Below are 24,945 nucleotides of genomic sequence, written 5' to 3' on the forward strand. Positions count from 1 at the left end.
CGATTCGGCCGGGGCCGAAAGCCTTTGACACACCGTCGGCGCGAACACCACGATCGGCTTCGCCGACGGCCACGCCTCCCGCGGGGGAGACCGGCCGTCACAAGCCCTGATGTCGGGGCGGACGGGCGGGGACGGGTCCGCGGGGCCCGCACCCCGCCGCCCGCCCGCTCACCCTCGAGTGCGCACGTGAGCGAGAAGGCGGGAAGTCGGGAACATGGGTCAGCTCATCGCCGTGGCGGTCATCACGATCCTGGCGGTCATCAGCCCCGGCGCGGATTTCGCGATGACCGTCCGCAACAGCTATCTGTACGGCAGGACCGCCGGTGTGCTCGCGGCCGTCGGCATCGCCCTCGGTGTTCTCGTCCACGTCACGTACACCATGCTGGGCGTGGGACTTCTGGTGTCCCGGACGCCGATGCTCTTCACGGCGATGAAGCTCGTCGGCGCCGCCTATCTGGTGTACATCGGCTACCGGACGTTCGTCACCAGGGCCCAGGTGGACATCGACCTCTCGGAGGGCGCCGGCCTGACGAAGGCCGGCGCGCTGCGCACCGGATTCCTGACGAACGCGCTCAACCCGAAGACGATGCTGTTCGTGCTGAGCACGTACACCCAGGTCGTCAGCGCCGACACCCCCGTCGTCCAGCAGGCCGGCTACGGGCTCTTCATGTCCTTCGCGCACCTGGTCTGGTTCGGCCTCGCCGCGGTCCTCTTCTCCCACCAGGCCCTGCGGGCCCGTCTGCTGCGTCGACAGACCGTGCTCAACAAGGTCATCGGAGCCGTGCTGGTCGGACTGGGCATGCTGCTGGCGCTGACGCCCGCGATGGCCTGATCCGCCCGGCCCGCCCGGCCCCTGACGGGGAAGGCCGGTGCCGGCGGTCAGTCCGTCGAGACCCGCTCCACGCGCGGCTCCGCGATCGCCCGGTAGTCCTCCGCCGACAGGGCGATCGAGCGGTCGAGCCGCGCGGCGTTGAAGTAGAACTCCCGCCGCGTCAACAGATCCGGGTCCACGAGGAGTTCGAGACGCTCGTCGAAGGCGAACGGCAGGATCGTGCCGCTCGGCGAACCCGCGAGGTCCTCCGCGATCTCCGGGGAGGCGAAGGAGACGTACGTGCCGCCGTACAGCGTCTTCACGGCGTTCAGGTCGATCCGCCGGTCACCGGGGACGACGACCAGCGCGAAGCGCTTCTCCTTCTTGCCGATCTTCACCATGGCGATGATGCATTTGGCCGCCTCGGCGGGCGTGTGTCCCCGCAGCGCGCTGACCGCCTCGGTGCCGCCCTCGTCGGCGTGCTCGATCACCCGGTAGGCGGCTCCACGCTCGTCCAGCAGCGCGAGGAGCTTCTCGTACGTCGCGTGACCGGGCGTCGCGTCGCCGGGAGCCCGGTCGTCGGGAGCCCGGTCGGCGACGTCGTCCGGCACGGCATCGGTCACGGCGTCGGCGGTCCTGGCCTCGTCGGTCACGGGCTTCCTCCTCGGTGCGGCACGTCTCAAGTGGTCTCGTACGACGCAGCGTTGACCCTACGCCGGTTGTCCAGGTGTCTGAGCAGCGCGACACCCGAGGCGTCCAGTTCGTACAGCACCCGTACGCCCGCCCGCCGCCGGCGCACCACGCCCGCGGCCACCAGGGAGGTGAGGTGCTCCGAGACGGTGCTCGGCGCGAGGCCGAGGGTCGCCGCCAGGTCCGAGGTCGTGGCCGGTGCGACGAGCCCGCGGACCAGCCCGGCCCGGCTGCGGCCGAGCAGGATCTCCAGCCGGTCGCCGCGCGCCGGTTCGTCGGCCCCCTCGCCGGCCAGGACGGCGGCCCCCTCCGCCTGGTACGACACGGCCGTCACCCCGTTCGGGGCGAAGCCCAGGAGGGACGCCCCCCGGCCGAACACCAGGGGGACGAGGACGATGCGGGAGACCTCGGTCCGCGCCGCGGCCCTGCCCGGCGGCCCGGCGCGCAGCCGCAGGACGTCTCCACGGCGCGAGACCGCCCCGCGCAGGGTGCCGAGGAGCCGGTCCGGGCCCTGGGTCGCGAGCACCCGGGCGCGGAGCAGGATGTCGTCGTCCGTGACGGTCCGCAGGGACGTCTCGTACGGGGCGAGGGCGGCGCGCGCGTAGCGCGGGAGGAAGGCGCACAGGTCGGCGATCCGCGCCCCGGGATCCGCGTACAGGGGGCGTACCTCGGCGGGGACGCCCCCCGGGAACCACCGCGCCAGCTCCGCGCGCACCCGGGCCGGGGGCACCTCGCGGAGCGACGCGATCTCCTCCGCCAGGTCCGGCTGCCGGGCCGAGGAGGGGACGGGGAGGAGGAACGACGGCAGGGTGCCGCCGCCGGCCCGGAAGAGGTGGACGAGCCACCCGGGCAGGGTCACATCGGCCCGCGGCAGCGAACGGCGGGCCGCCCGGCCCCAGTCGGTGTACGGCCAGGGCGCGTGCCCCGGGTCGGCGGACAGCAGTCCGATGCTGCCGAAGGTCTCCCACAGCCGGCTGTTCGCGATCCGAAGGGCTCCGGCGTGGGCCCCCTGTCCGGACGTCCTCAGCGAGATCTCGATCACATGCGCCCCCGTGCGCCTGGTCCACCGAGCGGTGGAGCGGGCACACGCTAGCGCTCGGGCGATCACCGGTCCGCGCCCCCGAAGTGCAGAATGTCAGGTCGCGCCGGAGGAACGGCCGGCCGTACGGACCACGTCCGCGGGCCCGGCCGGAGGCCTCACCGCGGATCGGACGGAGGCCCCACCGCGGGCCGGCCGGAGCGGTTCACACCGCCCCGCCCACCACCGATCCGACCGCCCTCACCAGCGCCTGGGCCCGCGGATCCGCCGTCACCGTCCTGCGCATGCCGTTCGTCACGTACCCGAAGGCGATGCCGGCGTCGGGGTCGGCGAAGCCGAGCGAGCCGCCGCGGCCCGGGTGGCCGAACGAGGACGGGCCGAGGAGCGGGGACGCCGGGCCGTGCAGCATGTGGCCGAGGCCGAAGCGGGTGCCGACCAGCAGCACCCTGTCCGCGCCCGCCGACTCCTCGGTCCGGGCGAGTGTGAGGGTGCCGGGGGTGAAGAGGCGTTCGGCGCCGTCCACGGGGCCGAGGGTGGCCGCGTAGAAGCGGGAGAGGGCCCGGGCCGTCGCCACCCCGGCGGAGCCGGGCAGTTCGGCGGTCCGGTAGACGGGGTCGTTCTCGTCGGGCTTGGGGTCGATGACCCCGAAGGCGCGCCGGGTCAGGGAGTTCGGGTCCTGGTACGCCTCGGTGACGGAGCGCTTGGGGCGGAGCTTGAGGGCGCCGCTGCCGGGCGGTTCGACCTCCTCGACGGGCCCGATGCGGCCGACCCGGTGCGCCTCCGCGGCGGGGAGGCCGATCCACAGGTCCAGGCCGAGGGGGCCGGTGATCTCCTCGGCGACCCAGCGGCCGATGGTGCGGCCGGTGACCCGGTGGACCAGGCCGGAGAGCAGCCAGCTGAAGGTGTGGGCGTGGTAGCCGTGGGCCGTGCCGGGCTCCCAGACGGGGGCCTGCGCGGCTATCGCGCGGGTCGAGGTCTCCAGGTCGACGGCCTCGGCGAGGGTGAGCGGCCGGTCCAGGACGGGCACGCCGGCCCGGTGCGCGAGCAGCTGCCGTACGGTCACGCCGTCCTTGCCCGCGGCCTTGAACTCGGGCCAGTACGCGGCGACCGGGGCGTCCAGGTCGAGCAGTCCGCGCTGGTGCAGGAGCAGGGGCACGGCCGCGGCGACGCCCTTGGTGGCCGAGCGGACGACCTGGGCGGTGTCCTCGGTCCAGGGCGCCTCGTCGGCCCCCGTCCCGCCGTCCCCGGTCCCGCCGTCCCCGGTCCCGCCGTCCCCGGTCCCGCCGTCCGCGTTCTCGGCGCCCGCCCAGAGGTCGACGACCCGGGCCCCGTCGTGGTGGACCGCGAGGGCCGCCCCGCGCTCACCGCGCTGCTCGAAGTTGCGCAGGAACGCGTCCCTGACGGGCTCCCAGCCCGCCGCCACCGTGCCCTGGACGTCCACGTCCCCACTCCTCGCTCGCCGATCCGACTCTCCATGGTGCAACGCGGCCGGCGAGGGGCGGATTCCGGGGGCCTCAGGCCACCGAGCTCGGCACGAAGCCGAACGGCAGCTCCAGACGGTGCCTGGCCATCAGCTCCTCGTCGGCGAGGATGTCGCCGGTCCGGCCGTCGGCGGCGATGACGCCCTCGCTGAGGATCACCGCGCGCGGGCAGAGCTCCAGGGCGTACGGCAGGTCGTGGGTGACCATGAGGACGGTGACGTCGAGCGAGCGGAGGATGTCGGCGAGCTCGCGGCGCGAGGCCGGGTCCAGGTTCGACGACGGCTCGTCGAGGACGAGGATCTCCGGCTCCATGGCGAGGACCGTCGCGACGGCGACCCGGCGGCGCTGCCCGAACGACAGATGGTGCGGCGGCCGGTCCGCGTACTCCGCCATCCCGACCCGGTCCAGGGCCTTGCGCACGACGGCCTCCAGCGCGTCGCCCCGGAGGCCCGCCGCGGCCGGTCCGAAGGCCACGTCCTCCCGCACGCTCGGCATGAACAGCTGGTCGTCGGGATCCTGGAAGACGATGCCGACCTTGCGCCGGATCTCGGCGAGGTGCTTCTTGCCGACGGGCAGCCCGGCGACGGACACACCGCCGGCGCCGCCGGTGAGGATGCCGTTGAGGTGGAGCACGAGGGTGGTCTTGCCGGCGCCGTTGGGGCCCAGGAGGGCGACCCGTTCGCCGCGCCCGACGGTCAGGTCGACGCCGAAGAGGGCCTGATGGCCGTCGGGGTACGCGTACGCCAGACCCCGCACGTCGAGGGAGGGCGCGGTCGCCGGGGGGACGGTCGTCGAGGGGGCGGTCATAGGGTCCATCCCAGGAGGCAGATCAGAAGTGCGGTGAGCGGGAGCGCCGCCGCGTACGTCCACTGGGCGCGGGTCGCGGTCACCTCGTCGATGACCGGCATCGTGCCCGTGTAGCCACGGCTGACCATGGCGAGGTGGACCCGCTCCCCGCGCTCGTAGGAGCGGATGAAGAGCGCGCCCGCCGACTTGGCGAGGACGCCCCAGTGGCGGACGCCCCGCGCCTCGAAGCCGCGCGAGCGGCGGGCGACGGACATGCGGCGCATCTCGTCGGTGATGACGTCGCCGTACCGGATCATGAACGAGGCGATCTGGACGAGCAGCGGGGGCAGCTTCAGGCGCTGCAGGCCGAGGAGCAGCTCGCGCAGCTCGGTGGTGGAGGCGAGGAGCACGGAGGCGGCGACGCCGAGGGTGCCCTTGGCGAGGACGTTCCAGGCGCCCCACAGGCCGGGGACGCTCAGCGTGACCCCGAGGACGGTGGTCTGCTCGCCGGGCACCACGAAGGGCATGAGCAGGGCGAAGGCGACGAACGGCACCTCGATGAGCAGCCGCTTCAGCAGGAAGCCGGCCGGGACGCGGGCCTTCGCCGCCACGGCGGCGAGGAGCAGGGCGTAGAGGGCGAAGGCCCAGACGGCCTCGCGGGGCGTCGAGACGACGACCACGACGAAGCCGAGGACGGCGGCCAGCTTGGTGTGCGGGGGCAGCTCGTGGACCGGCGAGTGCGCGTGCCGGTAGAGCTTGTGGGCGTGCCCCGCTCCCATGTCAGACGCCTCTCGCGGCGGCGCGTCCCACGTCAGGCCGCCGTTTCCGCGTGCGTGGGGAGGTCCGTGCGGGTACGGCGGCGGCGGACGGTCCAGAAGGCTCCCGTGCCGACGGCGAGGGTGGCGCCCACGCCGATCGCGCCGGCGAGGCCGCCGGAGAGGCGAGCCGTCTCGATGCCCTTGACGCCGTAGTCGGCGAGCGGGGAGTCGGCGGCCGCGTGGTCCTCGACCTTGCTGTCGATGCCCTTGTCGGCGGCGACCTTCTCCAGGCCGTCGGGGCTGGCGGAGGCGTAGAAGGAGACGAAGCCGGCGAGGACGAGCGCGGTGACGACACCGCCGATCCACAGCTTCTTCGGGGAGCCCGCGGGGGCGGCGGGCGCGCCGGCCGGGGCCGCGTCGACCAGCTCGCCGCCGACGCGGAGCTTGAGCGGGGCGGTGAGACCGCGGGCGCCGTGGACCAGGTCGGGGCGGACGGCGATGACGGCGCCGACGGTCAGCATGGTGATGACGGCCTCGCCGACGCCGATGAGGACGTGCACGCCGACCATGGCGGTGAGGACCTTGGAGACCGGGACGTCGGTGGTGCCGCCGAGCGCGTAGAGGGCGGTGAAGACGGCGGCCGCGGCGGGTACGGAGACGAGCGCGGCGACGAAGGAGGCCGCGGTCACCGAGGCGCGGGTGCGCGGCAGCACGAGGACGAGGCCGCGGAAGAGCGCGTACGCGACGACGACGGTGACGACGCCCATGACCGTGATGTTCACGCCGAGCGCGGTGAGGCCGCCGTCGGCGAAGAGGATGCCCTGCATGAGCAGGACGACGGCGATGCAGAGGACGCCGGTCCATGGTCCGACGAGGATCGCCGCGAGCGCGCCGCCGAGGAGGTGCCCGCTGGTCCCGGCGGCGACCGGGAAGTTCAGCATCTGGACGGCGAAGACGAAGGCCGCGACGAGCCCGGCGAGCGGAGCGGTCCGCTCGTCCAGTTCCCGCCGTGCCCCGCGGAGGCTCACGGCGACGGCGCCGGCGGCGACGACTCCGGCGGCGACCGATACGGGGGCGTTGATGAATCCGTCAGGTACATGCACGTACTGAATGATGAGCGCTCCTGCAAAGTGCTTGCAAGAGCGCACAGGTCACAGAACAGCGGCGCATGGGTCGTGCGCGGGCCGGGAAGGAGTGGGACATTAGTCGATAAGAGGACAAACGGTGAGGAGCCCCCGATGGCTGCCGCAGACGATCGCGCACTCGACCACGAAGCCGCCCACCCCGTCGACCGCGACACCGACCTCGCGGTCGAGGATCACGCCCGGGGACGCATCATCAGCGACGCCCCCCTCTCCCGCCCCGTCCCCGTCGACCTCCGCTACGACCCCGGCTTCTCCCCCGCGACCGTCCGTTTCGTCTTCCCCGGCGACGTCGAGTGGTCCTTCCCCCGCGTCCTCCTGGAGACCGGTCTGCGCGCCCCGACCCGCCGCGGCGACATAGGCGTCTGGCCCTGCGGCCGCGTCCAGACGGTCGTCGAGCTCCACAAGAACGACGGAGTGGTGACGGTCGTCCAGTTCGACACGACGGCGCTGACCCGGTTCCTGAAACACACGTACGCCGCCGGCCCGTCGATGACGACGAGCTGACGGCGCACGCGAGGCGACGTGACCCCGGGGATCAGACCCCGGGGGCCGGGCCGCGGGGGTCAGGCCGTGGGGATCAGACCTTCACGAGGTCCGGCTTGGCGCCGGACGCCCCGTCCGCGGGCGCGTCCTTGGCGAGGCCCTCGCCCTCCACGTCCACGTTCGGAAGGATCCGGTCCAGCCACTTCGGCAGCCACCAGGCCTTGTGGCCGAGGAGCGCGAGGACGGCCGGGACGATCGCCATCCGGACCACGAAGGCGTCGAAGAGGACCGCGACGGCCAGACCGAAGCCGATCATCTTGATCATCTGGTCCGTCATGCCGATGAATCCGGAGAAGACCGCGATCATGATCACCGCGGCGGCGGTGACCACCCGGGCGCTGTGCCGGAAGCCGGTCACGATCGCCTCGCCGGGCCGCTCTCCGTGGACGTACGCCTCACGCATACGGGTGACGAGGAAGACCTCGTAGTCCATCGCGAGACCGAAGACGACACCCACCATGAAGATCGGCATCATCGACATGATCGGGCCGGTCTGCTCGACCCCGAAGAGGCTGCCGAGCCAGCCCCACTGGAAGACCGCGACGACCGCGCCGAGGGCCGCGACCACCGAGAGCAGGAAGCCGAGGGCCGCCTTCAGCGGGACGAGGATCGAGCGGAAGACCACGGTCAGGAGCAGGAAGGCCAGGCCGACGACGAGGGCCAGGTAGGGCACCAGGGCGTCGTTCATCTTCTGCGAGAAGTCGATGTTCATCGCGGTGGCGCCGGTGACGAGGACGTCGTCGCCGGTGGCGTTCCGGATGTCGTGGACGAGGGTCTCGGTGGCGCCGGAGGACGGGCGGTCCTTCGGGACCACGGTGATCATCGCGGCGTCGCCGGCCTTGTTCGGGGTCGCCGGGGTGACGGCGGCCCAGCCCTCGAGGCCCTTGATGGTGGAGACCGCCCGGTCGGCGGTCGCCTTGTCGCCGTCCACGACGACGAGCAGCGGGCCGTTGAAGCCGGGGCCGAAGCCGTCCGAGAGGGCGTCGTACGCCCGGCGCTCGGTGGTGGAGGTCGGCTTGACGCCGTCGTCCGGGAGACCCATCTCCAGGGAGGCGGCGGGCAGCGCGATCGCGCCGAGGCCGAGGACACCGATCAGCAGCACCATGACGGGGCGGCGGATGACGAAGCGGGCCCAGCGGGTGCCGCCGTTCGGCTTCTCGTTCTTCGCGCTCCCGACGGTGCCGGCCTTGGCGGCCTTGCGCTGCTTGCGGCCGATGACCTTGTCGCCGGCGAAGCCGAGCAGCGCGGGGATCAGGGTGAGCGCGATGAGTACGGCGATCACGACCGTGCCGGCGGCGGCGAAGCCCATCTTCGTCAGCATCGGGATGTTGACGACGGCCAGGCCGACCAGGGCGATGACGACGGTGAGTCCGGCGAAGACGACGGCGGAGCCCGCCGTGCCGACGGCGCGGCCCGCGGCATCCTCCTTCTCGCGGCCCTCGGCCAGCTCCGCGCGGTAGCGGGAGACGATGAAGAGGGCGTAGTCGATGCCGACCGCGAGGCCGATCATCATCGCGAGGGTGGAGGTGGTGGAGCCGAGGTCGAGGACGCTGGCGAGCGCGGTGATCGAGGAGACGCCGATGCCGACGCCGATGATCGCCGTGAGCAGCGGAAGTCCGGCCGCGACGAGCGAACCGAAGGTCAGGACCAGGACGATGCCGGCGATGACGACGCCGACGATCTCGCCCGAGCCGGTCTCCGGCATGGTCTGGAGGGCGTCACCGCCGACCTCGACGGTCAGACCCTTGCCCTGCGCGTTGTGTCCGGCCTGGGTCAGCGCCTCGCGCGTCTCGTCGGTCAGCTCCATCGCGTTGACCTTGTAGGCGACGGAGACGTAGGCGGTGGAGCCGTTCTGGGAGACGGCCTGCCCGGTGTACGGGTCGGTGACCGAGACGATCTGGTCCGAGCCGGACTTGAGCGCGGCGACGGTCTCCTCGACGACGGCCTTGTGCGCCGGGTCGGTCATCTTCTGGCCCTCGGGGGCCTGGAAGACGACGCGGGCGGTGGCTCCGTCGGCTCCGGCGCCCGGGAAGCGCTCTTCGAGCAGGTCGAAGGCGCGCTGGGCCTCGGTGCCGGGGATCGAGAAGGAGCTGGAGGTCGCGACGGGTGCGGTGGCGGCGCCGATCCCGGCGACCGCCAGGAGGGCCACCCACAGGAGGGCGACGAGCCGTCGGCGCCGGAAGGCGGAACGACCCAACTTGTACAGGAACGTGGCCACGGGGGCGTACTCCCATTTCGTGGTGGGACAGGGCATGGGGAGCCGGCCCGACGGCGTGAGCGGTTCGACGTCAGGTGGAGCGGGCGGAACGGGTACTGCTGGGGTCAGACGCCGAGTGAGGGGAGCACGACGGCGTCGACGTACGCGCTGAGGAACGCGCGGTCGACCGGCTGATCGTCGATCAGCGGCCGGGCGATGAACGCACCGATCAACATGTGGGGGATGAGCTTCAGCGCCGGGTTCCCGGCGGCGACCTCACCCCTGCGGACCGCTCTGCGCAGCACTTCGTCGAGGCCGTTCATCTCGGGTTCGATGAGCAGCTCGCGCAGCGCCCGGTGCAGTTCGGGATTGGTGTGGACGGCATGGGCGAGGCCCCGCATCAGCGCGGAGTCCTTCTCCATCTGGCAGTCGTCCGTCCGCGCCATCAGTTCGTGGAAGTCGCCGCGCAGCGAACCGGTGTCGATCTCGGAGAGGTCGGCCGGCTTGTTGGCGCGCAACGCCCTGGCGACCAGCTCGGGCTTGCTCCCCCACTGGCGGTAGAGGGTGGCCTTGCTGGAGTGGGTGCGGGCGGCGACGGCGTCCATGGTGAGGGCGTCGTAGCCGACCTCGCGGAGGAGGTCGAGCACGGCTCCGTACAGCTCGGACTCACGCTCTGGGGTGAGCCTGCTGCGGGCCATGACCTGACTCCTGCCGAACGAAACGGTTTCGTACAGTACGAAGATACCCTCCCCCTCAGCGAAACGAAACCGTTTCGTACGTGTCCTGGGCCACACCGCGCACCGCGGCCCGCGCCACGACCGTGAAGACGCCCGCAAGCACGTACGAGTTGCCACACCCCCTTCCCGCGGAAAGCATGAGGAGGTGAGTGACGACGTCGCGTATCTCCGTTTTCCGCACCTCCACGACGACCTGCTGTGCTTCGCCGCCGAGGACGATCTCTGGATCGCCCCGCTCGTCCCCGAGGGCCACCGCCCCGGCCGGGCCTGGCGGCTCACCGTCGACCGGACGCGGGTCGGCCACCCGCGCTTCTCGCCGGACGGCCGGCAGATCGCGTACACGAACTGGCGCAGCCTCGACCCAGAGATCCATCTCGTACCCGTCGAAGGCGGGTCCGCCCGGCGGCTCACCTACTGGGGCTCCACCGACACCCGCGTCTGCGGCTGGACACCCCCCGACAAGGACGGCCGCTCGGACATCCTCGCCGTCTCCTCGCACGGGCAGCCCTTCTCGTACTTCTCGTGGGCCTACAACGTCCCCACCGACGGCTCCCCCGGCGGCCGCCTCCCCTGGGGCCCGGTCTCCGACATCGCCGTCACCGAGCAGTGCGGCGGCAGAACCACCGAGAACACCGAGTACACCGGCAAGGGCGGGGACACGGCAGGGGAGACCGAGCGCCGCACCCTCCTCCTCACCGGAAAGCCGCCGCACGAGCCGGCCGCCTGGAAGCGCTACCTCGGCGGCGCCACCGGCCGACTCTGGCTGCACGGCGAGCGGCTGCTCCCCGACATCGGCGGCCACCTCGACTGCCCGATGGCCGTCGACGGCCGGGTCGCGTTCCTCTCCGACCACGAGGGCGTCGGCAACCTCTACTCCTGCCTGCCCGACGGCACCGACCTGCTCCGCCACACCGACCACGACGAGTTCTACGCCCGCCACGCCTCCAGCGACGGACGCCGGGTCGTCTACCAGTGCGCCGGCGACCTGTGGATCGTCGACGCCCTCACCCCCGGCTCCCGCCCCCGGAGACTGGAGGTGCGGCTCGGCGGCCAGCGCGTCGGCCGACGCCCGTACCAGGTGCCCGCCGCCCACCACATCGACGCGGTCTCCGTCGACGAGACCGGCCGGGCCAGCGCCGTCTCCGTACGCGGCAGCCTCTACTGGCTGACCCACCGCGACGGCCCGGCCCGCACGATCGTCGACACCCCGGGCGTCCGGGTCAGGCTGCCCGAGATGCTGGGCAGCGGCGGCCAGGTCGCGTACGTCACCGACGCCGAGGGCGAGGACGCCGTCGAGGTCGCCTATCTGCCCCGCGCCAGCGGCGACCGGCCGCCCCTCCGCCTCGCCTCCGGCGAACTCGGCCGGGTCGAGGAACTCGTCGCCGACCCGGACGGCGAACGTCTCGCCCTCGCCTCCCACGACGGCCGACTGCTCCTCCTCGACGCCACCGAGGACTCCAACGGGGAGGTCACCGAACTCATCCGGTCCGTCAACGGCCCCGTCCGCGACCTGGCCTTCTCCCCCGACGGCGGCTGGCTCACCTGGTCCCACCCGGGCATCGGCCGCTCCCTGCGCTCGATCAAGATGGCCCGGATCTCCGGCCCCGGCGCCCGGACCGTCATCGACGTCACCAACGGACGCTTCGAGGACGAGAACCCCGTCTTCACCCGCGACGGCCGCTATCTCGCCTTCCTGTCCTGGCGGGGCTTCGACCCGGTGTACGACGTGCACACCGGCGACCTGTCCTTCCCGCTGGGCTGCCGCCCCTACCTGGTCCCCCTCTCCTCCGCGACCCCCTCGCCGTTCGCGCTGCTCCCCGACGGACGCCCGGCGGCGGGCGGTCTCGACCCGGCCGACGACGACACGGAGGCGACCACCGACGGCACGGTCACCGTCGAGACCGAGGGACTCGCCGACCGGGTCACCCCCTTCCCGGTCGCCGCCTCCAAGTACTCCGCCCTCCACCCGGTCAGCGGCGGCGGTCTGGTCTGGCTGCGCTGGCCCATCTCGGGCGCGCTCGGCGAGACCTTCGCCAACCCGACCGACACCTCGGGCAAGCCCACCCTGGAGCACTTCTCCATCACCAAGGCCCGCAAGAGCGAACTCGCCAAGGACCTCGACTGGTTCGCGGTCAGCGGCGACGGCAGCCGGCTGGTCGTCGCCGACGACGGCGATCTGCGGGCCGTGCCCGCCACCGAGTCGGGGGACGGCGACTCCACCGTCTACCTGGACCTGCGGCGCATCCTCCACGAGATCGAACCGGGCGCCGAGTGGCGGCAGGCCTTCGACGAGGCGGGCCGGATCGTCCGCGCCTACTTCTGGGAGCCCGACATGGGCGGGGTCGACTGGACGGCCGTCCTCGACCAGTACCGTCCGCTCGTCGAACGGGTCTCCTCCCCGGACGAGTTCGCCGACCTGCTGCGCGAGGTCCTCGGCGAACTGGGCACCTCCCACGCGTACGTCACCCCCGCCCGACGCAACGAGGGCCCCCCGCACTACCAGCGGCCGATGGGCCTCCTCGGCGCCAACCTCGTGCCCCGCGAGACCGGCTGGACCGTGAAGCGCATCCTGCCCGGCGAGTCCTCCGACTCCAAGGCCCGCTCCCCGCTCGCCGGCACCGGCATCCGCGAGGGCGCCGTCCTCACCCATGTCGACGGCCGGCCGGTGGACCCGGTCGCCGGCCCCTACCCGCTGCTCTCCGGCACCGGCGGCACCACCGTCGAGCTCACCTTCACCCCTGCCGAGGGCGAGGGCCGGGCCCGCCGCGTCGCCGTCGTCCCGCTCGTCGACGACCGTCCGCTGCGCTACCAGGACTGGGTGGCCAAACGCCGGGCGGTGGTACGGGACATCAGCGGCGGCCGCTGCGGCTATCTGCACATCCCCGACATGGGCGGCTCGGGCTGGGCCCAGTTCAACCGCGACCTGCGCATGGAGGTCTCCCGGCCGGCCCTCATCGTCGACGTACGGGGCAACGCCGGCGGCAACATCAGCGAACTCGTCATGGAGAAACTGACCCGCAGCATCCTCGGCTGGGACCTCACCCGCAACGCCCAGCCCGTCTCGTACGCCTCCAACGCCCCCCGGGGCCCGATCGTCGCCCTCGCCGACGAAGCGACGTCCTCCGACGGCGACATGATCACCGCCGCGTTCAAGCTCCTCGGCCTGGGGCCCGTCGTCGGCCAGCGCACCTGGGGCGGAGTCGTCGGCATGACCGGCCGCCACCGCCTCGGCGACGGCACGCAGATCACGGTCCCGATGAACGCGGCCTGGTTCCCCGAGTACGGCTGGTCGCTGGAGAACCACGGCGTCGAACCCGACCTCGCCGTGCTGCGCACCCCCCTCGACTGGGCGGAGGGCCGGCACGCCCAGCTCGACGACGCGGTCGAGGTCGCCCTCGCCCTCCTCGCGGAGACCCCGGCGGCGAGCCCCCCGGGCTACGTGGACCTGCCGGACCGCTCCCGCCCGAAACTGCCGCCGCGCGCGACGGCCGAGGAGTAGCGCCCCCTAAGGCCTGTCGTCGGCCAGATCCAGCTCGTACGACGTCCCCGCCCGGCCGTCGAGCGTCACGCTCCCGACCGCACCGAACCCGACGCGCCCCAGCACGACCCTCGACCCGTCGTTGTCGAGGGTCGTGACGGCGGTCAGCCGGCTCAGCCCGTACACCTCGCGGGCCAGCCGGCACACCTCCCGCACCCCGGCCGTCGCCACGCCCCGCCCGGTCGCCCTCTCGGCCACCCGGTACCCCAGCTCGGCGGCCCCGTCGGCGACGTCGACGAGATTGAACCGCCCGAGAATCCCGCCGTCCTCCCCCACGAGCACATGGAAGTGGACGCCCCCGGTCTCCTGCTCGTCGAGCAGCGCCCGGTGCCGCTCCTCGAAGTCGGTGAAGTACGCGTCCCCCCGGTCGGGCACGGACGCGGCGAAATACCCCCGGTTCTCCCGCTCGAAGACGAGCAGGGCGGGGGCGTGATCGGATCGCAGTCGCTCAAGTACGGCCATGGTCGCCACCGTACGAACTTCGGACCCCCGATGCGTACGAGTTTTCGGCCCGTCATGATCACGCACGCGCGGAGGCGCACCCGGCGGACCGGGTGCGCCTCGCTCGGCACGGCACGCGCGGAAGGCGTGTCAGGCGTCGTAGTCCTGGTCGAGACGGTCCTGGGCCTCCTGCTGGGCCCTGCGCGTCTCGTCGTCGGGGCGGGAGCGGCCCTTGGACGCGCGCTCGGACGCCTCGTCCCTCGCCCTGCCCATGGCCTGCTTGGCCTGCTGCTTGGCCTGCTCCGACTTGTCCTTGAACTGGTCTGCCATGCCCATGGAAGTTCACTCCTAGAAGGGTGAGAGAGGGACGGAGGCGGTGTGCCTCCTGGGCCTCGACCAGCCTTGCACGGGCGAACATTCCACGCATGTCGATCGGTCACGGACGGCGACCGGGCGGCGGGGTCCCCTCCCGCCGCGCGGCCGCGGGCCCGTCAGCGCGCCGCCGGACCGCCCGTCCGCGCCTCCTCGTCGGCGGCACCGCCCGCGCCCACCAGACCCTTGGACACCGAGCCGAGGCGCGGCTCGAAACGCCTCATCTCACGCTGCCCGACGGTAGCGATCATCCCCGGCAGGTAGCCGCGGACCGACTGCATGCCGCGCAGCCACCACTGCGCGTACACGTGCGGGGAGCGCCGCTCGATCCCCGCGACGATCCGGTCGACGGCCGGGCCGAGGGGGTACGTGCGGTTCGCCGGCCACGGCAGCCGCTGGCGCAGCTCCCGCATGACGTCGTCCTCGTCGGCGCCCCGCACCATGTCCGTGTCGGTCCAGGAGAGGTAGCCGACGCCGACCCTCACCCCCTTGTAGGCGACCTCGGCGCGCAGGCTGTGCGCGAAGGCCTCGACGCCCGACTTGGACGCGCAGTACGCCGTCATCATCGGTGCGGGGGTCAGCGCGGCGAGCGAGGCGATCTGGAGGAAGTACCCCCGCGACTCCATGAGGACCGGCAGGAACGCCCGTCCCGTCACCGCGCCGCCGATCAGGTTGACCTCGATGACCCGCCGCCAGGCGCCCGGGTCCGACTCCACGAAGGGACCGCCCGCCGCGACGCCCGCGTTGGCGACGACGATGTCGACCTTCCCGAACCGTTCCTTCACCTCGGCCGCGACCCTGGCCATCGCCTCGTGGTCGGTGACGTCGGCGTGCCACCAGTCGGCCTCGGTGTGCAGCCGGCCGGCGACCTCCTTGAGCTGCTCCGGCTCCAGGCCGACGAGCGCGATCTTCGCACCGCGCGCGGACAGCTTGCGGGCGAGGAGCTCCCCGACGCCGCGGGCGCCTCCGGTGACGACCGCGACCTGTCCTTCCAGGCTCACCCGGCTCATGCCTTCTCCTTCACTTCCAGGTACGTGTCGGTCAGTTCACGGATCCGCGCGGTGACGGCCTCGGGGGCCTCCACCGGTGTCATGTGCCCCATGCCCGCCAGTTCGAGCAGCCCCACGCACTGCGGAAGGGCCTCGGCCATGGCGCGGGAGTGGACGGGCGGGGTGAGCCGGTCGGCGGTGCCGACGACGACCGCGACGGGCAGGTCGAGCGCCCGCAGGCCCGCTTCGAGGTCGAGCTCGGAGAGGACCCTGGACCAGCCGACGCGGGCCCCGCGCGGGCAGGCGTGCACGATCCGGGCGCAGGCGTCGACCCTCTCGGGCGACGAACCGGGGCCCATCGTGGCGTACTTGAGGACCTTCTTCGAGACGGCGTTGACGGGCCCGAGCGGCGCCTTCGCGCCGAGGACACCCCGGGTCAGCCGGGTGCGCCGGTCGCTCGGCCGGCCCGGTACGACGGTGGCCTCGGCGGTGAGCCGCGAGGGCCCGGTGGAGCAGAGCAGCGCGGCCGCCGCGTGCTCCCGGAAGCCCGGCCGGTCGGCCGCGGCCATCAGGGTCATGCCGCCCATGGAGTGACCGGCGAGGACGGCCTTCTCGCCGGGGGCGAGGGTGCTCGCGAGGACCGCTTCGAGGTCGTCGGCGAGCGCCCCGGTGGCGTAGCCGGACGGCCCGGCGGGGGCCGGGGTCCGGCCGTGGCCGCGCTGGTCGTAGGCGATGACCCGGTGGTCGGTGGCGAGGGCCCGTATCTGCTCGGCCCAGAAGGCGATCGAGCAGGTCCAGCCGTGGGCGAGGACGACGGCGGGCGCGCCCTCGGGGCCGTACACCTCGACGTGGATCCGGGCGCCGTCGGCGGAGGCGGCGGTGAGTTCCCTGGACGAGGTCAGCGAGGTCAGGTGCCGGCTCACTTGGCGGTCTCCTTCCTGCGGGAGGCGGTACGGGACTTCGCGGCGGTCTCCCCGGCGGCCTTCACGGGCTTGGGGGCGCGGATGACCTCGTACTCGGAGAGGTCGACCTGCCGGGTCTCGCGCCGGAACTCGCCGGTCGTGCCCGGCCACAGCGTGGTGTTGCGCCCGTTGGCGTCGAGGTACCAGCTCTCGCAGCCGCCCGCCTTCCAGACCGTCCGCTCCATCCGGGCCTGTACCTTGCGGTTCCAGGCGCCGACGGCGGAGGGCCGGACGGCGAGGGCCGCGCGCCCGCCCAGGACGTTCAGCTGGCGCAGGTAGTCGGCCATGTAGTTCAGCTGGGACTCGATCATCAGGATCATCGAGGAGTTGCCGAGGCCCGTGTTGGGGCCGATGACCGTCATGAAGTTGGGGAATCCGGCGGCGGTGGCGCCGCGCAGCGCCTCCATGCCGCCCTTCCAGGTCTCGGCGAGTGTGCTGCCCTCGGCGCCGACGATCCGCGAGGCGATCGGCATGTCGGTGACGTGGAAGCCGGTGCCGAAGATGATCGCGTCGACCTCGGTCTCGGTGCCGTCGGCGGCGACCACGGTCGAACCGCGGACCTCGCGCAGGCCGGAGGCGACGACGTCGACGTTGGGCTGCGCGATCGCCGGGTAGTACGTGCTGGAGAGCAGGATGCGCTTGCAGCCGATACGGTACGAGGGGGTCAGCTTGGCCCGCAGCACCGGGTCCTTGACGGACTTGGCGATGTTGGCCTTGGCGAGCTTCTCGACGAGCCCGAGCTCGTTCGGGTGCTTGGTGAAGGCGCCGACCTGGAGTTCGCGGATCCCCCAGAGGAGGCCGCGGCGCAGGGTGCCGGTGACGGGCAGGGCGCGGTGCAGCCAGCGCTCGGGGCCGCTGATGGCCCGGTCCATGCGGCGCATGACCCAGGGGGGCGTGCGCTGGAAGAGCGTCAGCTTGCCGACCTGGGGCTGGATCGCGGGCACGATCTGGATGGCGGAGGCGCCGGTGCCGATCATGGCGACCCGCTTGCCGGTGAGGTCGTAGTCGTGGTCCCAGCGGGCCGAGTGGAAGACCTTGCCGGGGAAGTCGGCGATTCCGGGGATGTCCGGGATCTTGGGGTCGGAGAGCGGGCCGGTCGCGGAGACGACCACCTCGGCGCTGAAGGAGCCCTCGCTGGTCTCGATCTCCCAGCGGAGCGCCTCGGCGTCCCACTCCATCCGCACGACCTCGTGGTTAAGCCGCAGGTGGGGGCGGATCCCGAAGGTGTCCGTGACATGCTCCAGGTACGCGCGGATGTGGCGCTGTCCGGAGAAGGTCCGCGGCCAGTCGGGGTTGGGCGCGAAGGAGAAGGAGTAGAGGTGGGAGGGGACGTCGCAGGCGCAGCCGGGGTAGCTGTTGTCCCGCCACGTGCCGCCCACGGAGTCGGCCCGCTCCAGGACCACGAAGTCGGTGATCCCCTCGCGGCGCAGCCGGACGGCGGCGCCGAGGCCACCGAATCCCGATCCGATCACCGCCACACGTACCTGCTCGTGCTTCGCCATGCCGCCTCCCGCGTGCCCGGCCAATCACGCCAGCAATCACTGGCACAGTCGGGACTGTAGAGCAGCTCCATACCGAGCGGTAGGGGTCGGACGAGGGAAAGTTACCGGCGGTACAACATAGGCTGGCGTCCGTGGCTGAAGGATCAGGCAAAGGGACAGGCGACGGATCAGGACCCGGCACGGTGACTCACCAGGGCGCACGCGAGGACCGGCGAGGCGGCACGGGCGCGAGCCCGCACCAGGTCACGCCCGGACCCGAGGGCGTCGCACGCGAGCCCGAGGGCGTACGCGAGTACCGCATGGAGGAGCTGGCGACCGCCGCCGGCATCACCGTGCGCACCCTGCGCTTCTACCGCGAGCGCGGCCTGATCCCCCCGCCCCGCCGCGAGGGCCGGATCGCCTGGTATGACGAGCAGCACCTGGCCCGGCTGCGCACGATCGCCGCCCTCCTGGAGCGCGGCCACACCCTCAACGGCATCGCCGACCTCACCACCGCCTTCGAGAGCGGCCGCAACGTCCGCGAGGTGCTCGCCCTCGGCGCGCCCAGCGAGGAGGAACCGGTCCGCCTCACCCCCGGGGAACTCGCCGACCACTTCGCCGGCGAGGTCACCCCGGAGAACCTCGCCGCGGCCCTGGACCTCGGCTACCTCGTCACCGACGGCGAGGAGATCATCCACATCAGCCGCCGGCTGCTCGACGTCTCCGCCGCGCTCGTCCGCGAGGGCGTTCCGCTCGCCGAGGTCCTCAAGGCCGGCGCCCGCGTCCGCGAGCACGCCGACGCCCTCGCCGAGATCTTCACCGACCTGCTGCGCACCCACGCGGCCGAGGACGACCTGTGGCGGCTCCGCCCGCTCGCGAAGAGCGTGGTGGAGGCGGAACTCTCGATGGCCCTCGACCGCCGCCTGAGCCCGGGAGCCCCGCCCGAGGGCCCCTGAGGCTCCCCCGGCCGTCCTACAGCTCGTAGACGGCGGTCACGGGCGCGTGGTCGCTCCAGCGCTCGGCATGGGTGGCGGCCCGCTCGACGTACGCCTTGACGGCCTTGGCGGCGAGCCCGGGGGTGGCGAGCTGGTAGTCGATGCGCCAGCCACTGTCGTTGTCGAAGGCGCGGCCGCGGTAGGACCACCAGGAGTAGGGCCCCTCCTGCTCGGGATGCAGGGCGCGCACGACGTCCACGTACCCCCCGTCACCCTCCGCCAGCACCTTCCCGAACCACTCGCGCTCCTCGGGGAGGAAGCCGGCGTTCTTCCTGTTGGCCTTCCAGTTCTTGAGGTCGGCCTCCTGGTGGGCGATGTTCCAGTCCCCGCAGACGACGACCTCGCGCCCGTCGGCGGCGGACCGGGCGCGCAGCTCCTTCAGGTACGGCAGGAACTCGCCCATGAACCGGTACTTCTCGTCCTGGCGCTCGGTGCCGACCTCCCCCGAGGGCAGGTAGAGGCTGGCGACGGTGACACCGGGCAGGTCGGCCTCGACGTACCGGCCGCTGGTGTCGAACTCGCTCGACCCGAAGCCGACGCGGACCCGGTCGGGCTCGCGGCGCGTGAAGAGGGAGACCCCGGCGCGCCCCTTGGCGGCGGCGGGCGCGTGGACGGTGAACCAGCCCTCGGGCGCCCGCACCTCCGGCGGCAGCTGCGCCTGCTCGGCGCGCACCTCCTGGAGGCAGACGGCATCGGCGGAGGTCCCGCCGAGCCACTCGACGAAGCCCTTCTTCGCGGCGGCACGGAGACCATTGACATTCACGGACGTCACAGTGAGCATCCCGGGAGAATACCGACACCCTGCCGTCGCATACATGTACGATACTCCGCATGAACATCCAGCCCACGCCCTACGACCACCCCGACGCCGTCAAGCTCAACGACGCGGTCCAGGCGGAGTACGCCGTCCGCTACGGCGACGAGGGCGACGCCACACCGCTGGACGCCGGGATGTTCGTCCCCCCGCAGGGCCTCTACCTTCTCGCCTACGACCCCGACGGCAGCCCGGTCGCCACCGGCGGCTGGCGCACCCAGGACAAGAACGACGAGGGCTACGAGAACGGCGACGCCGAACTCAAGCGCATGTACGTGATCCCCGAGGCCCGCGGCCTGGGACTGGCCCGCCGCATCCTCTCCGCCCTGGAGTCCGACGCCCGCCAGGCCGGCCGCACCCGCATGGTCCTGGAGACGGGCACGGCCCAGCCGGAGGCGATAGCCCTCTACGCCTCCAGCGGCTACGCCCCCTGCGCCAAGTTCGGCATGTACCGCGACCACGACAACAGCCGCTGCTTCGCCAAGCCCCTGAACTGAGCACTCCCCCGACGCCCCCGCCCGGTCCGGACGGGGCGTGGCCGCATCGACCGCATCGACCGCATCGACCGCACCGGATCACGCGAGGCCCCACCAACGACGAGATCCCGCCCGATCTTTCGATCGGACGGGATCTCGTCACCGTTCCCGAGAGCTACTCGCGAACTGTCGTTTGTGGACCTGTGGGGATTTGAACCCCAGACCCCCTCGATGCGAACGAGGTGCGCTACCAGACTGCGCCACAGGCCCTTGCGACGTGTGAAACATTAGCATCCCGACCGGCCCAGACAAAAATCCGTTCCCGCGCAGGTCAGCCGGGGGCCGTCGCGGGTCCCCGGCGGGGGTTATTCGTTGGCCGCGCGGGGGCGGTCGTCGTCCGCGTACTGGTCGAAGAGCGGGGTGCGGCCGTGGTCGCGGCCGCGGCGCGGAGGGGTGGTGCGCTGGCGCGGGGCCGGGGGCGGCGTGGGGGCCGGGTCGGCCACCGTGGAGGAGCGGGCCGCGCTCCAGGTCTCCGGATCCGTGATGTCGATCCCGCTCGTGGCGCGCGGGGCCACCGGGGCGGTGACGTAGGTGGGGAGCGGCACCGGGACCGGGTCCCAGCTGTCGCCGCGGGCCGGGCCGCGCTCGCGCTGCTGGTCGACCCACTCCGCGTGGTCCGTCTGCTCGACCAGGGCGCGCCGGTCCGCCTCCTGCGGGGAGGGACCGGGGACGGATTCGGGCGACGGCTCGGGCGTGGGCGCCGGGCGACGGCTCTCGCGGAGCCGCGCAGCCGCCGCTTCCGCCCGCCGCCGGTCCATCACGTACACGAAGCGCCGGCGTTCCTGGACCCGCAGGTGGACGATGTACGCGCTGAGGAGCAGCGCGGGCACGGCCGGCACCCACAGGAAGGCGACCCCGCCGACGGCGGCGACGACCGCGCCGAGGGTGAAGCCGGCGAAGAGCAGCGTCGTGGTGCGGCGGCGGCGGGCGAGGACCTTGCCGCGGCGGGCGCGTTCGGCCGCCGCGCCGGTGGCCGGGCGGGCCGGTGCCGGGGCGGGGTTCGGGGCGGGTTGCGCCGCCTGCTCCCGCTCGGGGAGTTCCAGGCGCGCTTCCGTTCTGGCCGCGGGCGCGGAGAACGCCCGGACGTCGACCGAACTCAAATGCTCGGTTTCCACGTCCGGGTCCACGTCGGGCGTCGGACCCTCCGCCGTACGGTCCCGCTGCTTGAGCTCCTTGGCATATCGGCGCTCCATGCCCGCCCGTCCGGAAAGGAGCCGGATGGCGGTGCTGAAGCGTTCCGTCGGACGGGCTTCGTTCAGCTCGTCCTGCCTGCGGAGCCACATCGGTACCAAGTAGGCGGCCCAGGCCCCGACGATGACTGCGTAGATGAGGCCGCTGCTGCTCACGCCTCACACGGTAGAGGGGTTCGCGCGACGGCATCGGCCAATTGGCCCGGTGTGTCGCACGATCTGGCTGATATCACTGAACTTTTTTGTGATTGTTCAGATCGATTGACTGCCAACTACCGACTAAATTCGAACACTTATTTTATTCTCGCCTGATGCCAGCGGCGCAGCAGCCCCTCCGGCACCTCCTCCGCCGTCAACGCGAAGACCAGATGGTCCCGCCACGCGCCGTCGATGTGGAGGTAGCGCGGCCGCAACCCCTCCTCGCGGAAGCCCAGTTTCTCGACGACCCGGCGCGAGGGCCCGTTCTCCGGACGGATGCACACCTCCATCCGGTGCAGACCGACCGAGCGGAAGCAGTGGTCGACCGCGAGCGCGACCGCCGTCGGCATGACACCGCGTCCGGCCACCTCGCTGTCCACCCAGTAGCCCACGTGCCCCGAGCACATCGAACCCCAGGTGATGCCCGCGACCGTCAACTGCCCGACCAGCCGGCCCCGGTACTCGATCACGAACGGCAGCATCCGCCCCGCGTTCGCCTCCGACCGCAGATGGCGGACCATCTGGCGGTACGTCGGCCGCTGCGCCACCGGCCCGCCCGGAGCCGGCGGCGGAACCGTCGCCTCCCAGGGCCGCAGCCACTCCCGGTTGCGCCGGTTCACCTCGCGCCAGGCCGTGTGGTCACGCATCTTTATCGGACGGAGCATCACCTCTCCGTCCACGAGAACGGCCGGCCAGGTCGGGATCACGACGGTCTCGGGTGGTCGCCGCCGCGGATCTGGTCGACGCCGTGCCGCAGGATCGGCTCCAGGACGGTCAGCCCGTCCCGCACCCCGCCGGAGGACCCCGGCAGGTTCACGATCAGCGTGCCGCCCGCCACCCCGGCGAGACCCCGCGAGAGGGCCGCCGTGGGCACCTTCTCCCGGCCGTACGCCCGGATCGCCTCCGGGATGCCCGGGATCTCCCGCTCCAGGACCCGGCGGGTCACCTCGGGCGTCTCGTCGGTGGGCGAGATGCCCGTACCGCCGGTGGTCACGATCACGTCGTACCCCGCGGCGATCCCGGCCCGCAGCGCCGCCTCGACCGGCGCCCCGTCCGGGACGACCTGCGGGCCCTCCACGGCGAAGCCCATCCGGGTCAGGCCCTCGGCGATCAGCGGACCGCCCTTGTCCTCGTAGACCCCGGCGGCCGCCCGGTTGGAGGCGGTGACGACCAGCGCGGAGTACGGGGCGAGGAGCGTGCCCCCGTCAGCGCCTCCGACCGCGGCCGGGACATGCTCCTCGTGGTCGTGGTCGTGGTCGTGGTCGTGGGCGCCCGACGCCCGTCCCCCGCGCGTCACGACTCGCCCCGCGTCCAGTGGCCCGACTTCCCGCCCGTCTTCTCCTCCACCCGTACGTCGGAGATGACCGCGCCCTTGTCGACCGCCTTCACCATGTCGACCACCGTGAGGGCCGCCACCGAGACCGCCGTCAGGGCCTCCATCTCGACGCCCGTGCGGTCCGTGGTCTTCACCGTCGCCAGGATCTCGACCGCGTCGTCGGTGACCGCCAGGTCCAGGGTCACGCCCGACACGGCCAGCGGGTGGCAGAGCGGGATGAGGTCCGGGGTCTTCTTGGCGCCCATGATCCCGGCGATCCGGGCCGTGGCGAGCGCGTCGCCCTTCGGGACGCCCTCGCCGCGCAGCAGCTCGATCACGCGCGGCGAGACGAGGACCCGCCCGCTGGCGCGTGCCGTGCGGGACGTGACGTCCTTCGCCGAAACGTCGACCATGCGGGCCGCGCCCGCCTCGTCGATGTGGGTGAGACCTTGCTGCGTGCTCATCGCCGTGACACTCCCGGTCGCTGTGTGGGACGACACCGTACCCCCACCCTCGCCCCCTCAGCCGAGGAGGACCACTTCCAGCTCGGCGCCCGGCTCCACGCTCTCCGTCTCCTCCGGCACCACGAGCAGGCAGTCCGCGTGCGCGAGGGCCGCGATCAGATGGGAGCCCGCACCGCCCACCGGAGTGACGGTCCCCGCCTCCGGGTCGTACGTCCCCCGGAGGAACTGCCTCCGCCCAGCCGGCGAGGACAGCGCCTTGTCGGCGGCAAGCTCTGCCCGCACCCGCGGCCGGTGCAGGTCCTCGACGCCCATCAGGGCCCGGATCGCGGGCCGGACGAACAGCTCGAAGGAGACGTACGAGGAGACCGGATTGCCCGGCAGGGCGAGCAGCGGGATCTGCTCGGCGCCGATCGCGCCGAAGCCCTGGGGCTTGCCCGGCTGCATGGCCAGCTTGCGGAAGTCGACCTGCCCGTCGGCGGTCAGCGCCTCCTTGACCACGTCGTACGCGCCGACGCTCACCCCGCCGGTGGTCACGATCAGATCGGCCCGGATGAGCTGGTCCTCGATGGTCGCGCGCAGCGACTCCGCGTCGTCGGCGACGGCCCCGACCCGGTACGCGAGCGCGCCCGCGTCCCGCGCGGCCGCGGCGAGCGCGAAGCTGTTGGAGTCGTGGATCTGGCCCTCGCCCAGCGGCTCGCCGGGCTGGACCAGCTCGCTGCCGGTGGACATGACGACCACCCGGGGGCGGGGCCGCACCCGGACGGTGCCGCGGCCGATCGCGGCGAGCAGCCCGATCTGCGGCGGTCCGAGCACCGTTCCGGCCGACAGGGCCCGCTCCCCGGCCCGTACGTCGCTCCCCCGCTCGCGGACATGGGCTCCGGCCTCGGCGGCCCGGTGCACCCGGACCTCGCCGGACGCGCCCTCGGGGGCGGTGCTCGCGGCGGTCATGCCGGTGGCCGCGCCCCCGCCCGTACCGCCGTCGGTCCACTCGACGGGGACGACGGCCTCGGCCCCGGGCGGCAGCGGGGCTCCGGTCATGATCCGGGCGGCCTGGCCGGGGCCGACCTCGGGCAGGCCCCCGGCGCCCGCCGCGACGTCGCCGACGACGGTCAGGACGGCGGGGAACTCCTCGGTGGCACCGGCGACATCGGCGACCCGGACCGCGTACCCGTCCATGGAGCTGTTGTCGAACGGCGGCAGCGCGACCGGCACCGTCACGTCCTCGACGAGGACGCAGCCCTGCGCGTCGAGGAGTTGCAGCTCGATGGGTTCGAGCGGGCCGACCGTCGCGAGGATGTCGGCCAGGTGCTCGTCCACCGACCACAGCCCGCGCGCGGGCCCCGCGCAGGGGTCGGCCGACTTCTCCTCGCCGCCGGGGCCGTGGCCGTGGCCGTGGTCGCCGTGGCCGTGGCCGCCCTCGTGGTCGTCGGGGGACGGCGACGGTGTCGCGCTGCTGCTCAAGG

General features: G+C 72.9%; 24 protein-coding genes and 1 tRNA gene. 5 read left to right on the forward strand and 20 right to left on the reverse strand.

What is annotated here, in order from left to right:
* Positions 1 to 214 precede the first annotated feature (214 nt).
* Entirely contained in the window at positions 215 to 832 is a 618-nt protein-coding gene (locus OG392_RS15370; protein WP_329279649.1) for a LysE family translocator, read from the forward strand.
* A gap of 47 nt (positions 833 to 879) precedes the next feature.
* Here OG392_RS15370 and OG392_RS15375 read toward each other — a convergent pair whose 3' ends face one another.
* From OG392_RS15375 to OG392_RS15400, 6 genes are all read right to left on the reverse strand, one after another.
* Positions 880 to 1,332, reverse strand: a complete 453-nt coding sequence (locus OG392_RS15375) for a YbaK/EbsC family protein (RefSeq protein WP_329287291.1) — start codon at positions 1,330 to 1,332, stop codon at positions 880 to 882.
* Between the two features lie 158 nt (positions 1,333 to 1,490).
* Positions 1,491 to 2,543, reverse strand: a complete 1,053-nt coding sequence (locus OG392_RS15380; RefSeq protein WP_329279651.1) for a helix-turn-helix domain-containing protein — start codon at positions 2,541 to 2,543, stop codon at positions 1,491 to 1,493.
* 202 nt (positions 2,544 to 2,745) lie between these two features.
* On the reverse strand, positions 2,746 to 3,981 hold the full coding sequence (locus tag OG392_RS15385; protein WP_329279653.1) for a serine hydrolase domain-containing protein: 1,236 nt from the start codon (positions 3,979 to 3,981) through the stop codon (positions 2,746 to 2,748).
* A gap of 73 nt (positions 3,982 to 4,054) precedes the next feature.
* The gene (locus OG392_RS15390) at positions 4,055 to 4,828 is read right to left on the reverse strand and encodes an energy-coupling factor ABC transporter ATP-binding protein (protein ID WP_329279655.1); all 774 of its coding nucleotides are present in this window, start codon (positions 4,826 to 4,828) and stop codon (positions 4,055 to 4,057) included.
* On the reverse strand, positions 4,825 to 5,586 hold the full coding sequence (gene cbiQ / locus OG392_RS15395; protein ID WP_329279657.1) for a cobalt ECF transporter T component CbiQ: 762 nt from the start codon (positions 5,584 to 5,586) through the stop codon (positions 4,825 to 4,827). Before cbiQ ends, OG392_RS15390 begins: the two co-directional genes overlap by 4 nt.
* Positions 5,587 to 5,618: 32 nt before the next feature.
* A complete protein-coding gene (locus tag OG392_RS15400) occupies positions 5,619 to 6,668 on the reverse strand; it encodes an energy-coupling factor ABC transporter permease (protein WP_329279659.1) in 1,050 nt (349 codons plus the stop codon).
* 135 nt (positions 6,669 to 6,803) lie between these two features.
* Between OG392_RS15400 and OG392_RS15405 the strand changes: the two genes are divergently transcribed.
* Positions 6,804 to 7,214, forward strand: coding sequence for an SsgA family sporulation/cell division regulator (locus tag OG392_RS15405; RefSeq protein ID WP_329279661.1), 411 nt, complete (start codon positions 6,804 to 6,806; stop codon positions 7,212 to 7,214).
* A 73-nt stretch (positions 7,215 to 7,287) separates the two neighbouring features.
* On the opposite strand, the gene OG392_RS15410 is transcribed toward OG392_RS15405, so the two are convergent.
* Together OG392_RS15410 and OG392_RS15415 are read right to left on the reverse strand one after the other, a co-directional pair.
* The gene (locus OG392_RS15410; RefSeq protein WP_329279663.1) at positions 7,288 to 9,471 is read right to left on the reverse strand and encodes an MMPL family transporter; all 2,184 of its coding nucleotides are present in this window, start codon (positions 9,469 to 9,471) and stop codon (positions 7,288 to 7,290) included.
* Positions 9,472 to 9,575: 104 nt separating this feature from the next.
* Positions 9,576 to 10,148: a TetR/AcrR family transcriptional regulator gene (locus OG392_RS15415; RefSeq protein WP_329279665.1), complete on the reverse strand. Its 573-nt coding sequence runs from the start codon at positions 10,146 to 10,148 to the stop codon at positions 9,576 to 9,578.
* A 184-nt stretch (positions 10,149 to 10,332) separates the two neighbouring features.
* Here OG392_RS15415 and OG392_RS15420 point away from each other — a divergent pair, with 184 nt between their 5' ends.
* Positions 10,333 to 13,686: a S41 family peptidase gene (locus OG392_RS15420; protein ID WP_329279667.1), complete on the forward strand. Its 3,354-nt coding sequence runs from the start codon at positions 10,333 to 10,335 to the stop codon at positions 13,684 to 13,686.
* A 6-nt stretch (positions 13,687 to 13,692) separates the two neighbouring features.
* Here OG392_RS15420 and OG392_RS15425 read toward each other — a convergent pair whose 3' ends face one another.
* The 5 genes from OG392_RS15425 to OG392_RS15445 form a co-directional block, all read right to left on the reverse strand.
* Complete coding sequence (locus OG392_RS15425; RefSeq protein ID WP_329279669.1) at positions 13,693 to 14,187, reverse strand: GNAT family N-acetyltransferase; 495 nt, start codon at positions 14,185 to 14,187, stop codon at positions 13,693 to 13,695.
* Positions 14,188 to 14,316: 129 nt separating this feature from the next.
* Complete coding sequence (locus tag OG392_RS15430; RefSeq protein WP_329279671.1) at positions 14,317 to 14,502, reverse strand: hypothetical protein; 186 nt, start codon at positions 14,500 to 14,502, stop codon at positions 14,317 to 14,319.
* Positions 14,503 to 14,657: 155 nt separating this feature from the next.
* Positions 14,658 to 15,548, reverse strand: coding sequence for an SDR family oxidoreductase (locus tag OG392_RS15435; RefSeq protein ID WP_329279673.1), 891 nt, complete (start codon positions 15,546 to 15,548; stop codon positions 14,658 to 14,660).
* The gene (locus tag OG392_RS15440) at positions 15,545 to 16,450 is read right to left on the reverse strand and encodes an alpha/beta fold hydrolase (protein ID WP_329279675.1); all 906 of its coding nucleotides are present in this window, start codon (positions 16,448 to 16,450) and stop codon (positions 15,545 to 15,547) included. Before OG392_RS15440 ends, OG392_RS15435 begins: the two co-directional genes overlap by 4 nt.
* The gene (locus tag OG392_RS15445) at positions 16,447 to 17,991 is read right to left on the reverse strand and encodes a flavin-containing monooxygenase (RefSeq protein ID WP_329279677.1); all 1,545 of its coding nucleotides are present in this window, start codon (positions 17,989 to 17,991) and stop codon (positions 16,447 to 16,449) included. Before OG392_RS15445 ends, OG392_RS15440 begins: the two co-directional genes overlap by 4 nt.
* 299 nt (positions 17,992 to 18,290) lie before the next feature.
* Between OG392_RS15445 and OG392_RS15450 the strand changes: the two genes are divergently transcribed.
* Positions 18,291 to 18,926, forward strand: coding sequence for a MerR family transcriptional regulator (locus tag OG392_RS15450; protein ID WP_329287293.1), 636 nt, complete (start codon positions 18,291 to 18,293; stop codon positions 18,924 to 18,926).
* A 16-nt stretch (positions 18,927 to 18,942) separates the two neighbouring features.
* On the opposite strand, the gene OG392_RS15455 is transcribed toward OG392_RS15450, so the two are convergent.
* Positions 18,943 to 19,746: an exodeoxyribonuclease III gene (locus tag OG392_RS15455; RefSeq protein WP_329279679.1), complete on the reverse strand. Its 804-nt coding sequence runs from the start codon at positions 19,744 to 19,746 to the stop codon at positions 18,943 to 18,945.
* Between the two features lie 50 nt (positions 19,747 to 19,796).
* On the opposite strand from OG392_RS15455, the gene OG392_RS15460 reads away from it, so the two are divergent.
* Complete coding sequence (locus OG392_RS15460; RefSeq protein ID WP_329279681.1) at positions 19,797 to 20,276, forward strand: GNAT family N-acetyltransferase; 480 nt, start codon at positions 19,797 to 19,799, stop codon at positions 20,274 to 20,276.
* 175 nt (positions 20,277 to 20,451) lie between these two features.
* Here OG392_RS15460 and OG392_RS15465 read toward each other — a convergent pair.
* The 6 genes from OG392_RS15465 to glp form a co-directional block, all read right to left on the reverse strand.
* Positions 20,452 to 20,525 (reverse strand) — tRNA-Ala (locus tag OG392_RS15465).
* A 95-nt stretch (positions 20,526 to 20,620) separates the two neighbouring features.
* On the reverse strand, positions 20,621 to 21,661 hold the full coding sequence (gene sepX, locus OG392_RS15470) for a divisome protein SepX/GlpR (RefSeq protein ID WP_329279683.1): 1,041 nt from the start codon (positions 21,659 to 21,661) through the stop codon (positions 20,621 to 20,623).
* Positions 21,662 to 21,798: 137 nt separating this feature from the next.
* A complete protein-coding gene (locus OG392_RS15475; RefSeq protein WP_329279685.1) occupies positions 21,799 to 22,368 on the reverse strand; it encodes a GNAT family N-acetyltransferase in 570 nt (189 codons plus the stop codon).
* A 38-nt stretch (positions 22,369 to 22,406) separates the two neighbouring features.
* Positions 22,407 to 22,877, reverse strand: coding sequence for a MogA/MoaB family molybdenum cofactor biosynthesis protein (locus OG392_RS15480; protein WP_329287294.1), 471 nt, complete (start codon positions 22,875 to 22,877; stop codon positions 22,407 to 22,409).
* Between the two features lie 119 nt (positions 22,878 to 22,996).
* Complete coding sequence (gene moaC / locus OG392_RS15485; RefSeq protein ID WP_030315498.1) at positions 22,997 to 23,482, reverse strand: cyclic pyranopterin monophosphate synthase MoaC; 486 nt, start codon at positions 23,480 to 23,482, stop codon at positions 22,997 to 22,999.
* Between the two features lie 57 nt (positions 23,483 to 23,539).
* The gene (gene glp, locus OG392_RS15490; RefSeq protein WP_443054784.1) at positions 23,540 to 24,943 is read right to left on the reverse strand and encodes a molybdotransferase-like divisome protein Glp; all 1,404 of its coding nucleotides are present in this window, start codon (positions 24,941 to 24,943) and stop codon (positions 23,540 to 23,542) included.
* Positions 24,944 to 24,945 lie beyond the last annotated feature (2 nt).

It is taken from the genome of Streptomyces sp. NBC_00691 (assembly GCF_036226665.1).
In the GTDB taxonomy this organism is placed as follows: Bacteria; Actinomycetota; Actinomycetes; order Streptomycetales; family Streptomycetaceae; genus Streptomyces.